The 15,944-nt window shown below is 33.8% G+C and carries 16 protein-coding genes; 6 read left to right on the top strand and 10 right to left on the bottom strand.

What is annotated here, in order from left to right:
• Positions 1-202 precede the first annotated feature (202 nt).
• Complete coding sequence (locus GJE18_RS04890) at positions 203-1,699, bottom strand: catalase (RefSeq protein ID WP_060550969.1); 1,497 nt, start codon at positions 1,697-1,699, stop codon at positions 203-205.
• A 202-nt stretch (positions 1,700-1,901) separates the two neighbouring features.
• Here GJE18_RS04890 and GJE18_RS04885 point away from each other — a divergent pair, with 202 nt between their 5' ends.
• Both GJE18_RS04885 and GJE18_RS04880 read left to right on the top strand, forming a co-directional pair.
• Positions 1,902-3,362 carry an amino acid permease gene (locus tag GJE18_RS04885; protein ID WP_107368994.1) on the top strand — a complete coding sequence of 487 codons (1,461 nt, stop codon included), beginning with the start codon at positions 1,902-1,904 and terminating at the stop codon, positions 3,360-3,362.
• 136 nt (positions 3,363-3,498) lie between these two features.
• Positions 3,499-3,813, top strand: coding sequence for a hypothetical protein (locus GJE18_RS04880; RefSeq protein ID WP_037564510.1), 315 nt, complete (start codon positions 3,499-3,501; stop codon positions 3,811-3,813).
• A 280-nt stretch (positions 3,814-4,093) separates the two neighbouring features.
• Here GJE18_RS04880 and GJE18_RS04875 read toward each other — a convergent pair whose 3' ends face one another.
• The 4 genes from GJE18_RS04875 to GJE18_RS04860 form a co-directional block, all read right to left on the bottom strand.
• The gene (locus GJE18_RS04875) at positions 4,094-4,909 is read right to left on the bottom strand and encodes a Cof-type HAD-IIB family hydrolase (protein WP_060550967.1); all 816 of its coding nucleotides are present in this window, start codon (positions 4,907-4,909) and stop codon (positions 4,094-4,096) included.
• A 203-nt stretch (positions 4,910-5,112) separates the two neighbouring features.
• Positions 5,113-6,030, bottom strand: coding sequence for a homoserine kinase (gene thrB, locus GJE18_RS04870; RefSeq protein ID WP_198649105.1), 918 nt, complete (start codon positions 6,028-6,030; stop codon positions 5,113-5,115).
• Positions 6,030-7,094, bottom strand: coding sequence for a threonine synthase (gene thrC, locus GJE18_RS04865; RefSeq protein WP_060550965.1), 1,065 nt, complete (start codon positions 7,092-7,094; stop codon positions 6,030-6,032). Before thrC ends, thrB begins: the two co-directional genes overlap by 1 nt.
• Before the next feature lie 5 nt (positions 7,095-7,099).
• Positions 7,100-8,383 (bottom strand): homoserine dehydrogenase, encoded by a 1,284-nt coding sequence (locus GJE18_RS04860; protein ID WP_107369006.1) that lies wholly within the window; start codon positions 8,381-8,383, stop codon positions 7,100-7,102.
• A 189-nt stretch (positions 8,384-8,572) separates the two neighbouring features.
• Between GJE18_RS04860 and GJE18_RS04855 the strand changes: the two genes are divergently transcribed.
• Positions 8,573-9,922, top strand: a complete 1,350-nt coding sequence (locus GJE18_RS04855) for an aspartate kinase (RefSeq protein ID WP_060550963.1) — start codon at positions 8,573-8,575, stop codon at positions 9,920-9,922.
• 103 nt (positions 9,923-10,025) lie between these two features.
• Here GJE18_RS04855 and GJE18_RS04850 read toward each other — a convergent pair whose 3' ends face one another.
• Complete coding sequence (locus GJE18_RS04850; RefSeq protein ID WP_037564524.1) at positions 10,026-10,616, bottom strand: hypothetical protein; 591 nt, start codon at positions 10,614-10,616, stop codon at positions 10,026-10,028.
• A gap of 564 nt (positions 10,617-11,180) precedes the next feature.
• Here GJE18_RS04850 and GJE18_RS04845 point away from each other — a divergent pair.
• Both GJE18_RS04845 and GJE18_RS04840 read left to right on the top strand, forming a co-directional pair.
• The gene (locus tag GJE18_RS04845; protein WP_060550962.1) at positions 11,181-11,546 is read left to right on the top strand and encodes a transcriptional regulator, SarA/Rot family; all 366 of its coding nucleotides are present in this window, start codon (positions 11,181-11,183) and stop codon (positions 11,544-11,546) included.
• 180 nt (positions 11,547-11,726) lie between these two features.
• Positions 11,727-12,566: a hypothetical protein gene (locus GJE18_RS04840; RefSeq protein ID WP_060550961.1), complete on the top strand. Its 840-nt coding sequence runs from the start codon at positions 11,727-11,729 to the stop codon at positions 12,564-12,566.
• Positions 12,567-12,600: 34 nt separating this feature from the next.
• On the opposite strand, the gene nucI is transcribed toward GJE18_RS04840, so the two are convergent.
• Positions 12,601-13,110: a thermonuclease NucI gene (gene nucI, locus GJE18_RS04835; RefSeq protein WP_037564531.1), complete on the bottom strand. Its 510-nt coding sequence runs from the start codon at positions 13,108-13,110 to the stop codon at positions 12,601-12,603.
• A gap of 143 nt (positions 13,111-13,253) precedes the next feature.
• Here nucI and GJE18_RS04830 point away from each other — a divergent pair, with 143 nt between their 5' ends.
• On the top strand, positions 13,254-13,460 hold the full coding sequence (locus GJE18_RS04830) for a hypothetical protein (protein ID WP_060550960.1): 207 nt from the start codon (positions 13,254-13,256) through the stop codon (positions 13,458-13,460).
• A 48-nt stretch (positions 13,461-13,508) separates the two neighbouring features.
• Here GJE18_RS04830 and GJE18_RS04825 read toward each other — a convergent pair whose 3' ends face one another.
• From GJE18_RS04825 to GJE18_RS04815, 3 genes are all read right to left on the bottom strand, one after another.
• Entirely contained in the window at positions 13,509-14,111 is a 603-nt protein-coding gene (locus GJE18_RS04825; protein ID WP_060550959.1) for a response regulator transcription factor, read from the bottom strand.
• A complete protein-coding gene (locus GJE18_RS04820) occupies positions 14,108-15,070 on the bottom strand; it encodes a sensor histidine kinase (protein ID WP_157951739.1) in 963 nt (320 codons plus the stop codon). The genes GJE18_RS04825 and GJE18_RS04820 overlap by 4 nt, the downstream gene beginning before the upstream one ends.
• Before the next feature lie 128 nt (positions 15,071-15,198).
• Positions 15,199-15,933 carry an ABC transporter permease gene (locus GJE18_RS04815; RefSeq protein ID WP_060550957.1) on the bottom strand — a complete coding sequence of 245 codons (735 nt, stop codon included), beginning with the start codon at positions 15,931-15,933 and terminating at the stop codon, positions 15,199-15,201.
• Positions 15,934-15,944 lie beyond the last annotated feature (11 nt).

Here is a 15,944-nt window from a genome sequence, read left to right as displayed (position 1 = left end):
ACATTGAAAGGTTATACCCTCTACTAAGAATGATTATGAGTAATGTCGATAGTGGTTAGCAGATTTTCTTAAATACTATAGTAATTACAAGATTTAATCACTGACGCATTTACTTTTCTATAAAAAGGTTTTATTTCAGATGATGTGCATCGTAAATGAAACTTAAAAAAGGGCAACTTCATAGAAGCGCCCCTTTTATAACTTATTTAATTCCCGCTAAAATATAGTCTAATTGATCTAACATGCCCAACGCTTCGGCAACCCCTTTGCCGTAATCAGGATCTGCTTGGTAACAATGGCGAATGTGACGATGTTTTACTTCATCAGTAGTACCTTCCATTTCGTCTGCTGTATTTTTAAACATACGTTGTTGTTGTTCTGGTGATTGTAATCGGAACAATTTACCTGGTTGTTCGAAATAATTATCATCATCTTCTCTAAAATTATGTTCGTATGCATCTCCATAAAGTTCAAGTGGTGGACGTTTGAATTCTGGTTGACTTTCGTGTACACCATAACTATTTGGATAATAATGCGTTTGACTACCTTGGTTACCATCTAAAATACGCATTTGACCATCGCGACTAAATGGGCAAATATTATTCACTCCAACACCTTTTGGTTGGTTAACAGGAATTTGCCAGTGATTGACGCCTAAACGATAACGTTGAGCATCCCCATATGAAAATAAGCGACCTTGTAACATTTTATCAGGTGAGAAATCAATACCTGGAATAATGTTTGTAGGTGCAAATGCTGCTTGTTCTACATCTTGGAAATAGTTATCTGGGTTACGATTCAATTCGAATTCCCCCACTTCAATGAGAGGATATTCATCTTTAAACCATACTTTTGTTAAATCAAATGGATTGTCTTTGTGATGTTTAGCTTGTTCTTCTGTCATCACTTGAATGTACATTTTCCATTTTGGAAAATCCCCGTTTTCGATCGCATTGTATAAGTCTCGTTGTGACGATTCACGATCTTCACCGACAATTTTTGCCGCTTCTTCCGGTTGAATATTTTCAATACCTTGTTGTGTACGGAAATGGAATTTCACCCATACACGCTCGTTATTCGCATTAATCATGCCGTACGTATGTGAGCCAAAGCCATGCATATGACGGTAGCCTTTTGGAATACCACGGTCAGTCATTAAAATCGTCACTTGATGTAATGCTTCAGGTAAAGAAGTCCAAAAGTCCCAATTGTTTTGTGCACTACGCATATTTGTTCTAGGATCACGTTTCACTGCGCGATTTAAACTCACAAATAGTTTTGGATCTCTGAAGAAAAATACTGGCGTATTATTACCTACTAAGTCCCAGTTGCCTTCTTCCGTATAAAATTTTAATGCGAAGCCTCGAATATCACGTTCGGCATCCGCCGCACCACGTTCACCTGCTACAGTAGAAAAGCGCGCAAACATTTCAGTCTTTTTCCCAACTTCAGAAAAAATCTTGGCTGCTGTATATTGTGTGATATCATTGGTCACGGTAAATGTACCAAACGCACCTGAGCCTTTCGCATGCATACGTCTTTCTGGAATCACTTCACGATCAAAGTGGGACATTTGTTCTAAGAAGTATGGGTCCTGCATTAATAATGGACCACGTGGGCCCGCTGTTGCTGTGTTTTCACGATCTCCAATAGGATGACCAAATAAACCAGTTAATTTAGTCGGTTCTTCACGACGCATAGTAAAACCCTCTTTCTTCTTTATAATCATTCTAATGTAGTACTTACCTCAAATTATACTTAAAAATTCTAAAAATAGGAACTATTTCGCCTTATTACAGTGTATTTTTTTAATTTAGGGCTTTAAAGTTATAAAATACTATTGAAACCCTCAACATTTGCAAGTAAAATATATAGAATAATTGAATAGGGAGAAGATGTTTATGGAAGAAAAGAATTTAAATCGGGGGCTCCAATTGAGACATATTACGATGTTCGCAATTGGGGGTGCCATAGGTACAGGTTTATTTGTTGCTACTGGTGGCGTAATTGCGCAAGCTGGTCCTGGCGGTGCGATTTTAGCCTATTTGATTATTGGAATTATGCTATATTTTCTCATGTCCTCAATAGGTGAAATGGCTACATTCTATCCAGTTTCAGGATCATTTAGTAGTTATGCGACGCGCTTCGTTGATTCGTCATTAGGATTCACAATGGGTTGGTTATACTGGCTCATCTGGGCACTCGTTACAAGTGTCGATATTATTATCGCTACGAAAGTACTCAGTTATTGGAATACGTTTAGTTTCTTCTCACCCTTGGTTTGGAGTATTCTCTTTTTAAGTATTTTGTTATTACTTAATGTATTTTCAGTCAAAGCCTTTGGAGAAGCAGAATTCTGGCTATCATTAATTAAAGTTTTAACGATTATTGTCTTCATTATATTAGGTGTGTTAATGATTTTTGGTATTATAGGTGGCCATACTTATGGTTTTGATAACTTCACGGTGGGTGAAGCACCATTTGTAGGTGGTATTTCTGGATTTTTAAGCGTATTACTTATCGCCGGTTTCTCTGTAGGAGGCACTGAAGTTGTTGCAGTTACTGCTGGTGAATCCGATGATCCTAAAAAATCTATGCCTCGTGCAATTAAACAAGTATTCTGGCGGATTTTATTATTCTATGTTTTATCAATTGCTGTCATTTCAGCTATTATTCCATATACAGACCCAACGCTATTAAATGAAAGTAGTTCGATTACACAAAGTCCGTTTACAATTGTGTTTGATAAAGTAGGTATCGCTTTTGCAGCTTCAGTAATTAACGCTGTTATCTTGACCTCTTTACTCTCAGCATCTAACTCAGGTATGTTTACAACAAGCCGTATGTTGTTTTCACTAAGTCAACAAGGTTCAGCACCTAAACTGTTAAGCCGCATTAATCATGCGACGAAGTTACCGTTAAATGCATTATTTACAACATTTGTGCTTATTACTGCCGTTACAGTATACGCCAATTTCAATCCTCAAAGTGTGATGGCATTATTAAATATTATTGGTGCATTAATTACTTTCGTCTGGGCATCTAGTATTATTTCTCAAGTTCGTATGCGTCGTGCTATTAAGGCGCAAAATAAAGATATTAATGCGTTATTACCTTATAAATCACCATTATTCCCAATCGGACCGATTGTTGTTTTGATAATTATCGCATTTTTGATTTTAGGAAGTTCGTTTGAAGCGATTGTTACATTAGATCTTGCGAAACTCGCTCAAAGCTTTTTACCCATTGTTTTATTAATTGCTGTTTATTTTGCTCACAAACTCTTAAATCGTACCAAACTCATTCCGTTAAAGGAAATCGATTTATCTGAGCACGAAATGTATAATCGTAAACAGTCTTAAAGTCATATCAATGTCGTTGAAACATCAGTGACAAAGAAGCGTATGCATTGCACTTCTTTGTCACTTTTTTACGTTATTTTCAGTAGTAAAAAATTCATGTATAATAAAGTAAACAAATTGTAAAGGGTGGACATATATGGTTGGACAAACAAACCTTTTTGATGATGTTTTAAAACAAGATGAACGCTTTGTCATTGTGGTTCAAGCTTTTGAAAATAAGCACAATCAACTTACAAAACGCACACTAAGAGAATATACGAGCCTAACCCATGAGCAAATGGAAAATTTGTATGCGCATTTAAAAGACCTCTATTTAGAAGAACCATTCGCGCAACATCAAACTGCATTTTCTATTACTATTTATACCAACCTTGACTATGCAGCAGATCAAGTGTACGCACACATTAAGCGTCATCGTGGTAAGAAAGAATGGACACATACAGCAAAATAAATGCAATAGGAGCTTGAGACTCCCAATATTCTCATTTGACTGTAGTTTATAGCCATCACAATTCATGATGAAATGGATTGAGGTGGCTTTTTTAATTCATTGAGTTTTACATTTTTAAATACGATTAACACACACTCGTGTAAGGTAGTTATTGATTCTTAATATAGTTGATCTCTGTGTCCAACTCATACTGACATTGTTTAAACTGGATAGTATAATGTATCAACTCATATAAAAACCCCCAAATCCAAGAAATTGATTTGAAGGTCACAAGAATATTTTACATATTTGATGTTTCAATTAATTGTTTTAAAGCATGTGGAATACCATCTTCATCATGACTCTTAGTAATCATTTTAGCACGTGCTTTCAATAAATCGATTGCATTATCCATTGCAACAGGCATTCCAACAACGTCAAACATTTCTTTATCATTTGCACTGTCACCAAATGCAATCATCTGGTTAACATCTAAATTTAAACGTTGCGCTAAATCTTGTATTGCTTTCCCTTTGGAAACACCTGCACTCATAAATTCTAAAAAGAACGGCTTACTCGTTGTACAAGATATTGAATCATTAAATGTTCCTTTTAATGACGACATCAATTCCGAAATATGTGATTCGTAGTCAATGCCCATCGCTTTTGGCACAGGCTCTTGGATGTAATCTTTTAAGTCTGATACTTGTTTCATTGGTAATCCTGTAATTTCAGCTTCTATATTCATATATTCATGATTACCCTCATAAATAATATGACCGTCTTGATATGTAATAGTAAATAAGCCATGTTGACGACAATAATCAACAATATCATCAAAATCTACTTTTGAAATTAATTCACTAGCGATCACTTCTTTAGTTTTTAAATCTATCGTTTTCGCACCGTTATAGGACATAATGTAACTATTATGCTTATCCATCGCTAACGCTTCTGCGACAGGAATCATTCCTTCAGTAGGTCTGCCGGATGCCAAAGCAATCTGATACCCTTTTTCTTGTATTTGAATTAAATAATCTTTTGTCTCTTTCGAAACAACATTGTCAGATGTCATTAATGTGTCATCCATATCCATTATAATTAAGTCTGGTTTCATAATAACGCTCCTTCCATACCATTTAATACTACACCATTTCTCATCTAAAAAACATAACGATTCATCTTTACCTTTTTTTATTCTCAATGATAAAACCTTCAAAATTCATAAAATATGAACAATGAAGGTTTTATAGATTATAAGTACTATTCATGCGATACGTTATGAACTATAAGATGTTTTAATCTAAAATCACGCACACATTAATAGCGATATATAACTTTTGATTTAACACCGTTTAAATTGACCGTTGCAAGTTCAGAATGACATGCTGTAACGTTTTCACGCAATGCGCGCACAAGCGGCCCACTTTGCTCTTTTTTTATCATCGTTAAAATTGTAGGGCCTGCACCAGATATAACAGTTGCATAAGCATCAAATTGGTGCGCAATCGCTTTTACTTTTTTAAAATCTGGTAAAAGATGTTGACGATACGGTTCATGTAAGCCATCTTGTTCCATCATTTTACCTGCCAATTCATAATTGTGCTGAATGAGTGCGCTAATCATTGTATTACTAATCGCACTATATTTGACCGCTTCATTATGTGCAATTGTTTCAGGCAAAACACGTCTCGCTTTTTCTGTTTCCAAAGGATAAGTTGGAATTGTAATAATAAAGTCTACGTCAGGTACATCTATATGTGCAACATCAGTCATAGATGTTGATGCGTTATGATAGCCGACAACCAAACCACCATAAATGGTAGGTGCGACATTATCAGGGTGACCTTCAATTTCTGTGGCCAATTGTAATAATTCATATTTGGATAACTCAATATCCCCAAAATAGTTTGCGATATATAGTGCCCCTACTAAAGCAGATGCAGAAGATCCTAAACCACGTGCTAATGGTATGTCACTGTACATTTTCACCTCAAGTGGTGGTAATGACACATCGTAGCGTTGAGCGACTTGTGTTGCAATTTTATAAATATAGTGGGACTCATCTGTGGGTAAACCTTCTAAGCATGGACCATCATGAACAAACTTCCATGATGGTCCATGAATGGGTTGTGCCTCAATAATTAAAAATTTATTGAGTGCCATACCTATAGAATCGAAACCACATCCTAAATTCGCAGTAGAAGCCGGTATTTTTAAAGTTAACTTATGTTTAATCATTGTAGTGCATCCTTAATATATTGAATAATACTGTCTTTATCATTTGGTAGTGCTTGAATTGGGTTTTCTAATAGATTAATAGCAGTATCAGGGTCCTTAAGTCCGTTTCCTGTTAAAACAGCAACCACTTTTTGCCCTTGTTTTAATTTTCCGGCGCGATGTAATTTAATTAACCCTGCAATGGATGCATTACTTGCTGGTTCACTAAAAATACCTTCCTTAGATGTCATCATTTGATAAGCTTCTAATATTTCCTCATCAGTAACAGCATCAATTAAACCGTTAGAGGATTGAATAGCATCTACAGCTTTATCCCAACTCGCTGGATTACCGATGCGAATCGCTGTCGCAATCGTTTCAGGATTTTTTACGACTTGGTTTTGAACAATTGGAGATGCGCCCTCTGCTTGAAAACCAAACATTTTAGGCTTTCCAGTTTGTTCACGCGCATCATATTCTTTAAAACCTTTCCAATAAGCCGTAATGTTTCCAGCGTTACCTACTGGAATTGCTAAAATATCTGGCGCCTGTCCATCTAATTGTTCTACTATTTCAAAAGCAGCCGTTTTTTGCCCTTCAATTCGGAATGGATTAACGGAATTTACAAGTTCAATTTCTCCATCTTGCGCTACTTCTTTTACAATTTCTAACGCTTCGTCGAAATTCCCTTCAATAGAAACAATCTCTGCACCATACATGACTGCTTGTGATAATTTACCGAGTGCAATTTTACCTTCAGGGATAACGACAATTGATTTCAAACCTGCACGTGCGGCATAAGCAGCAGCTGAAGCGGATGTATTTCCTGTTGATGCACAAATGACTATTTTACGTCCTTGTTCTTTGGCTTTAGTGACCGCCATCACCATACCTCGATCTTTAAATGAGCCAGTCGGATTTGCACCTTCATATTTTACATATAATTCAATACCTAACAATTTAGACATCGTATCACAATAAATTAATGGTGTATGTCCTTCATTTAATGAGACTTTAGGTGTCTCTTCATTCACTGGTAAGTATTGACGGTATTCTTGTACTAAACCTCTCCACATTTTCATTATCATCATGCCCCTTCAACTGGATAAATTTTCTTAACTTGATATCCTTCTTCTGCGTCAATATACTTTTGAGGTGACTCATCGATACCATGAATAATCAATGCCACCGTTTGGTCACTCATTGATTCAATTTTTAAAGATTTATGGAACGGTAATGCACCTTTGATGACCGATTCTATGTGTTTAATTGAAACAGCTGGTGTTTCCACGACAACATAAAAACTCGCTTTTTCAGAAATAGTAATGGGTTCATTACTATCCATCATTTCTTTTGTTTCTTCAGTTTTAAGTTCAAAATGTGGTGGCAGCGTATGTAAATCCGATTCAAATTGTAACGATACGTTCAACAAATCGCTGACAACGGCACTCCCTGTTGCTAAACTTCCTGCACCTTTACCATAAAACATCGTTTCACCCACTGCATCTCCAACAACATAAATCGCGTTATATTCATTTTCTACAGATGCAAGTTGATGCGTTTCAGGTAATAGCGTAGGTTTCACTGACGCAGTGACATTTCCCTGCGCGTAGCTCCCTTTACCAATTAACTTAATTTTATACCCTAAAGCTTGAGCTGCTTGTATGTCTGCAGGCGTAACTTGAGAAATACCTTCTGTTTCCACATCTTTTAAACGAATGACTTGGTTAAATGATAAATAAGATGTAATGACAACTTTACGAGCAGCATCTATGCCTTCAACATCATCTGTTGGATCTGCTTCAGCAAACCCTAGATCTTGTGCCTCTTTTAATGCATCTTCATATGACGTTCCTTCTTGAGACATCTTAGTTAAAATGAAATTAGATGTGCCATTAAAAATGCCCATAAATTCACTAATATTATTCGCATTTAAACCATTATTTATCGCATTAACAATTGGAATACCACCTGCGACACTTGCTTCATATTTTAATGCTACAGCGTTAGCTTGTGCTAAATCTTCCAAATCACGTAAATGCACTGCCAGTAAGTCTTTGTTTGCAGTGATGACATGTTTTTTTTGAGTCAATGCTGCTTTCAGCCAATCTACAGTTGGTTCAATGCCCCCCATCACTTCAATAACGATATCAACATCTTCATCATTTAAAATATCGTCTACGTTTTCAGTGAGGTGATATTGTTGAATATTAATCGGGCGATTTTTACTTTTATCACGTACTAGAATATGTTTAATTTGAATATCTTTTTGAATGGTGTCTTTAATCTGTTGGTGATTCTCTTCTATGATTTTTACAACACCTGAACCAACAGTTCCTAATCCTAGTAATGCAACATTGAGCTGTTTCATATACAATCCCTCCGTGTTAATCTCTCAAAAAAGTTTATGTAATGTTGAATTATACGTAAATATGGTTTAGTATAAGTGCATTAACAAAGTTTGTAAAGTTCTAAAAATTTAGAAAATACAGTTTTAAATGCTTACTTTGTTATTCATTTTAGAATTCTCATTTAATCGTGAAAGAAAGGTTGTCATAGTATGAAAGTATCGAAATTCGGTGGCAGTTCTGTCGCAACTGCTGAACAAATTCAAAAAGTATTAAATATTATTAATAGCGATGATGAAAGACAAATTGTAATCGTATCAGCACCTGGTAAACGACATGAGCACGATACCAAGACGACCGATCTTTTAATTCGATTATATGAAAAAGTCATTAATCAATTAGATTACCAGCATAAAAAGACTGAAATTTTAGAACGCTTTAATGATATTATAAAGGGTCTGAATTTAAAAACCAATATAATCACTGAAATTGACCAAACATTAGAACGATTAATTTACGAACTTAAAGATGAACCGCTTCGATTATTGGATGCATTAAAATCATCAGGTGAAAATTTTAACGCTCAAATTATCGCAGCATATAATACAGAGCAAGGTGTACCAACGGAGTACTTATCACCAAAAGACGCAGGTATAATCGTTACGGACGAACCAGGAAATGCGCAAATTTTGGAATCAAGTTACGAGACCATCAATCAACTCAACCAGCGAAAACATAAAATTATTATTCCTGGCTTTTTCGGTTATTCTGAAAAAGGAAATATCGTTACATTTCCTAGAGGTGGGTCTGACATTACAGGTGCGATTATTGCCCGTGGTGTTCGCGCGAAATTATACGAAAATTTTACAGATGTTTCAGGCATCTACCGTGCAAATCCAAACGTCATTCATGAACCCGAAATTATTAGTGAAATTACATACCGAGAGATGCGGGAATTATCCTATGCCGGTTTTGGCGTATTTCACGATGAAGCTTTACAACCGCTATACCGATATCGAATTCCTGTAGTCATCAAAAACACTAATCGTCCAAATGATCCAGGCACTTTTATCTTACATGACCGTGAATTTAATCGTAAAAAAGTGGTTTTAGGAATTAGTTGTGATAAAGGCTTTACAAGTATTAATATCAAAAAGTATTTAATGAATAGACAAGTCGGCTTTACTGTGAAAATCCTTAATATCTTAGCGGAAAATAACATTTCGTTTGACCATATGCCTTCAGGTATTGATAACATTAGTATTATAATGCGAACAAATCAGATTAAAGGTAAGGAACAACAGATTTTAGAAGCAATCCGTCGAGAATGCGAAATAGACGAACTAAATATTGAACAAGATCTTGCGATATTAATGGTAGTCGGTGAAGGAATGAGCGCTACAGTCGGAACAGCGAACAAGATTACGACTGCTTTAGCTGACGCAAATATCAACTTACGTATGATTAACCAAGGATCTTCAGAAATTTCGATGATGTTCGGTATCTCTAATAAAGACGCAGAATCAGCAGTGAAAGCGTGTTATGATAAATGCTATCATTAAGCACTCCAACAATATAAATGATCAAGAGAAGTCATAATTTAAGGCCTTCAATATTCATGCTAACATGAACGTTGAAGGCCTTTTAACATATATCAAGTACGCTTTATTGCGAACTTCTCTCTTGAATGACTTTCCTCAGTCGTTCTTCCCCTACGACTGTTTTAAGTGTTACAAATTGAAAATAACTCATGCGATCGATGAGATGTCTAAAATGTCTAATTTGTTGTTCATTTATAGACTCATACAAATGAAACATCAATATGATTTCTGGCTTTATAAAATCCACATTCCATTTTAAAGAATGATAATAGATATGTTTTTCAGGTATACGTATTTGATTATCTAATCGGAAAATCCATTGATCTTCATCTACATCATAAATACGTATTTTCAACACGCAAGTCTCATGATTTTTGACTGCGATAAAAAATATATTTTTAAGTTCAATATCTTCTTTCGGAATGCGTTTTCCATTTTCATCAATACCTTCAATTTGATACGCTTCAGGAATGGCATCAAGCACTGTTAATAAATGCTGTCGTTTAACACTAATCGCTATCTTTTTAGAAATCTCAAGTTGATCATTTAAAAATAATTCAGTCGCAACATCTCCATAAAATTTAAAATATTCTGGGACGTGCGCTATCAATATATCCATTAATGCTCTTGTGTTATTTTGATGTGAATGACTCAACTAAATGCCCTCCTTTCTGGAAACCGCTTTCATCACATAGGTCATTATATTAAAAATAACCATGATACGCAATGTATTAAGATTCAATTATTTAAACTTTCAAAAACACCAAGTTATCATAATATCATGATGGTAACAATACATATGATATTAATGGTGTTTCTCTCATCAAGATAGATGATTTAAAAATACCCTTTCCTCCTGAAATTCTATATAAATTAACTTAATTGTTATAGTATGTTATGTCACATTTCACTTATTTTAAGATAGTAAATTTAATTATAGGTATTAATTAGTTATGTGACACTTTTTGTAAAATACATCTTTATCAACATTACATTCAAATCATTCCTACCGTGTTAACGCTTATTTTTACATAAACTATTGTAATAAATAATTTCTTTTAAAAAATAATAAGTGATATCTTTAAAAGAGCTTTTACGCCATATTATAATTTTTTCGATTTTTTTGCTTCTTTCCAAGAGTATTCCGTTGAAAAGTATAAAATTTTTAATATAATATAGTATAGGTTCTCAAAAAGATTAGAAAAAAAGGAGTGAAAAAATGAATAAACAATATGATTTGGATATTAATAAGGTTTTTTTCTATGAATCACACCGAAAAAAAATAATTAGCGAACTAAAAAAACGACATAATCTAAAATTAAATGACATTCTGTTTTTACATCACCTTAAAACTACAGATAGTCGTCGTATTTCGTTGCATAAAGTTAAACAATCTATAGATTTTAGCCTTATGGAAATACATAAATCACTCACTGCACTCACAGAGAATGGTATTATAGGTAAAGAACGTTCAACAGAAGATGAACGTAAAGTTTTTATCACTATTACCGATGAACAAGAAGAAAAAATGACTGAAGTTCTTGAAAACTTCAAAATATTAATTAAAGACACTATTCAATCTTAAACATTATCAAAAGAATATCCGCTTCAGAGTAAGACTGTCTCATTAAAATTGGTGATTAACGTCTTGCTCTTTTTTATTTAATGCGACATTTTATTTTAACACGGATAAGGGTTATAATAAATGAAACTTTCTATGACCCAACATCATTTTAGTACTATAACCTTTAAGGAGGTGAAAAGCATGATTATGATATTTATCTTATGTACATTGATAGTCATCATTTTAATTTTAGCCGTTTTAAACCATGTAAAATTCAAAAGACAAAATGACTATTTACGATATGCAAATAAACGTCTAATTTTAAAATTAGAGCATGAAAAGAAGAAAAACAATACAAAAATAATCCCCTCAATACAAGCAATTCGCACACCACATCACGATACGCGCCGTATAAAAAATGTTTTGATTGAGACATTTGAGCAATTAAAAAAGACCCAAGATATCACTTCATATAAAATACTTTCAACAAATCAAATTGCTAAAAGAAATACATTTTTCGCTGACCTATCTCTTGTTGATTTCATAGTCCTATCAAATTTAGGACTTTACTTAGTCAAGTTAACGCATTTTAATACTCAAACGTTTATGCATTTTAATGGCACTTCTAGCTCTTCGCATCCATTCCAAGATCAATTTGCACATCATGTCAGTAAAATATATCATCAACAATTTCATGCGGATTCCAACGTACCTTATACATTTAGCGAGGAAGTAACTCCTGATAAAGTTATTTATCAATTTTACAAATATGATCCATTAAAACGCGTTGAAACAGCAGAAGCACATTTATCACAAGATTTAGAGAAACGATTAAAAACACATATTTCAACAATGGCATGCCTGATAGATACAAATGAAAAAATATATGAAAGTCAGTCGCATCACCCACGAAACGTATTAGTTATCAAAGATGATGCAACATTAACACAACATATTCATTCATTTGCTCAAACATCGCATTCTAATTTGTCAGATGACAAATTGTCACAATTAGAAACGTTATTAACACAAAAACACTAACCCTACATTATTTTGTAGGGTTAGTGCCATTTTATTAATTACTCCAAATATTCTTTTTTAACTTTTGAGCTTGTTTTTGTGCTTGTTCTATACGCTCTTGATATTTGTAATTAGGACGATAGAATTTTGCACGTGCCAAACCTTCTTTAGCTAGCTTTTCATTAAACATTTCTTTTCCTAACCAGACGTAAGCCAAAGTTCTACCATAACGGTCTTTTTCTTGCTTATCATATTCTAAACGTACTTTTTGATTAGTTAAGTGACGTTTTGTAAAGTCTGAAGCTTCTTTACCATAAGGTTGAACAGGTGTGTTAGGTTTTACTGTTTCTGGTGTATCTACCCCAATCATCCTTACCTTTTCTTGTTTACCATCTTTATCAACGATAATTGTATCTCCATCAATGACGCGTATTACTTTATATGTTTGTTCATTTGCATTGCTTAAACCAGCTGATTTAAACGGACCACTTTCCGTCATAAATTGTATAGATAGTACAATAATTGCAGCTACGACAATGATCAATCCTGTTGTTATTTTTTTCATAAGTCCACCCTTTTCTAATAGTCTTAATCATCATAAATAATTTTGCAATTCGGGTCAATGTGCCAAATATTCATTTTTTATATAGAATCCGGTCCCATTTATAATATGAAATGATATAATCAATTCAATAGGAGTGAAATGACATGAAAACTTTACGTGAAAATAGCCTTTCCATCATTATCATCCTCTTCGCCATCCTTTTAGGATTCTTTTTACAACACTTTTTTAACTTACCTCTCATTGCAGGGGCTTTTATCGGTGTCTTACTTGGCGTTTTCGGTGGATTCATCATTCAAATGATAAAAGGCAAGCAACCCCAATCTCGTAATTCTAAAGAAAAAGAAGAGTAAATCAAGGCAGGAAGGCTGATAAAAAAGCTTTCCTGTTTTCATTATTCGTTATATCCATCCCAATTCTTTTGCTTTTTTCCAAGCATCGAATCGGTTTTCAGCCTCTAGTTTATCAATAATTATTGAAGCATAGTTACGAATCGTTCCTTCTGATAAGTATAATTTTTCAGCAATTGTTTTATGACTTAAACCTTCTCCAATTTCAGTCAAAATCATTTGTTCTCGATGTGTTAATGGATTACTTTGCGTAAATAATCGTGTCATGAGCTCGGAACTGTATGTTTTTTCATCGTTTAAAGCGCGATGAATTGTAGTCAAAAGATCATCAATTGGTTGCTCTTTTAGCACAAAAGCATCTACGTCGTTCGCAACAGCTTTTTCAAAATATCCTGGTCGCTTAAACGTTGTTACAATGATAACTTTTGTATCAATCTGATGTTCTCTAATGCGTCGCAACACTTCTAAACCATTCATTTTTGGCATTTCTATGTCTAAAAGAATGACATCCGGTTGGTGTAATTGAACACTTTCCCATGCATCTTGACCATCAAGCGCAACAGCGACAACTTGTATCATTTCATCAAGCTCCAATAATTGCTTCATGGCATCTGCAAGCATTTTTTGATCTTCAGCCACAATCATTTTAATCATATGAACCCCTCCATATCAAACACAATCAAAAGCACTACGCCATCACCACTAGAACTAATGGTTAATTGGCCATTTAAATCATCGACACGTTCCTGAATACTTTTAACTTCAAATGGTTGTGAAGGCATGACCCAGCCATTATCATAAATCCGAAAATAAATGTTATTATCTATGCATTGTATATCTAAAGATACTCTTGTAGCATTTGAATGTTTAATAACATTATTCATCGCTTCTCTTAAAATCATAGCCAGACTGGTTTGCTTTTCAATAGGTATACTTTCTATGCATTCAACCCCACTGTAAATAAATTCGATATGACTTTCTTTTAACATATGAGACATACGTTTAACTTCTGACATAAAAGTAATCCAATGAACATTGTCAACGATATTACGTACTTGATTAAGTGTTTCTTTAGAAATTGTTTGAACTTCTTTCATTTCTATACATGCCTTCGAGGGGTCTGTAAGGCACAATTTTTGAGCAAGTTCTGACTTTATACTAATACTTGCAAAAACATGTCCTAAAGTGTCATGTAAATCTTGTGCAATACGTTGCCGTTCTTGTTCAGCCATCAATTGATTAATCTGACGCTTTTGTTGATGTAATTTTTGCGTTAAAATCTGCTTTTCCTTATTTTTTAAGTTAACTACAAAACTAATTGTTAAAATAATCTCTAAGAAAACAATATAAATCAACAATGTATTTTCAGTGAGATATGTGTACAATAATACAATGAGTAAACTAAAAAAATAATAGCTAACCAAAACTAATTTTGGTGAATTAAAAACATAATTTGGTAAATAAAACGTTAAAAAAACAAATAAAATGACTATTGAAGGATTTACATAACAAGCTAAAAGAATTATACATAAACAATGTAAAATTAAGATGATATGCAAGTATTTTTTTATTTCATCATCTTTTAACATTGTAAGCAAAGCAGTCGTTACCATAAATAATATCCATATCGAGATTGTTACAAACATTGGCAACGGTGATTGCTCAATAAAAATTGAGACAAGAGGAATCATACAATACGTAAGATGGATCGTTGGAAATTTTGACACTCTCTCTTTAAAGGTCAACTGAAATCACCCACTTTACGTATGAATAAACGAATAATGATTAACAATATTATACAATAAATTATAATTTTAACAACTGATAACCATAAAATTTCACCAGTATTTAAATAAAAAATGACAACATTTTGAATATGCATTATTGGCAACCATTGTGCCATAATTTGAAAAATTTCAGGAAGTTGATCGAGTGGTATCCATAGACCTCCTAGTAAAATTAATAGCACATAGATTAAATTACTATACGCTGTGACACGTGATAATTTTTGGATAGAGGCTAAGCCGTATGCAAAAGGATATAACACTAGTGTACCTATTAATATCATTACAAACGCCATTCCCCACTGTAACATAGTCATATCAATTCCAAATACAACGCCTGTAATACATAAACATAGAATTGCAAATGCTGATAACATTAATGTTTTGCATATTTTACTTATAAAATAATGCAGGTAAGTGACCTCTGTGTTAACCAATCGTTTTAGCCATCCCATTTTTCTCTCTAAAGCAAGTTCTTGAGGTAAGGTAATGAGCACATAACTAATGGCACTTAATATCGCCATATGAATTAAATAATTGCGTCTAAATTGCTCAAAATCTTTTAACGGTAACGCAGTCGCTTGTATCATTGCGATGATATAAAAACAAATTGGTATTACGATAAAAATGATTATATTCCGCTTTTGTTTCGCACATTGTTTCAATTCGAATTGTATTAAAGTCATCATCATTGTCATCATCC

This window comes from Staphylococcus agnetis (assembly GCF_011466855.1).
GTDB lineage: Bacteria > Bacillota > Bacilli > Staphylococcales > Staphylococcaceae > Staphylococcus > Staphylococcus agnetis.
The sequence above is the reverse complement of the archived record's forward strand: the minus strand, read 5'-3'. Positions and strand labels throughout refer to the sequence as shown.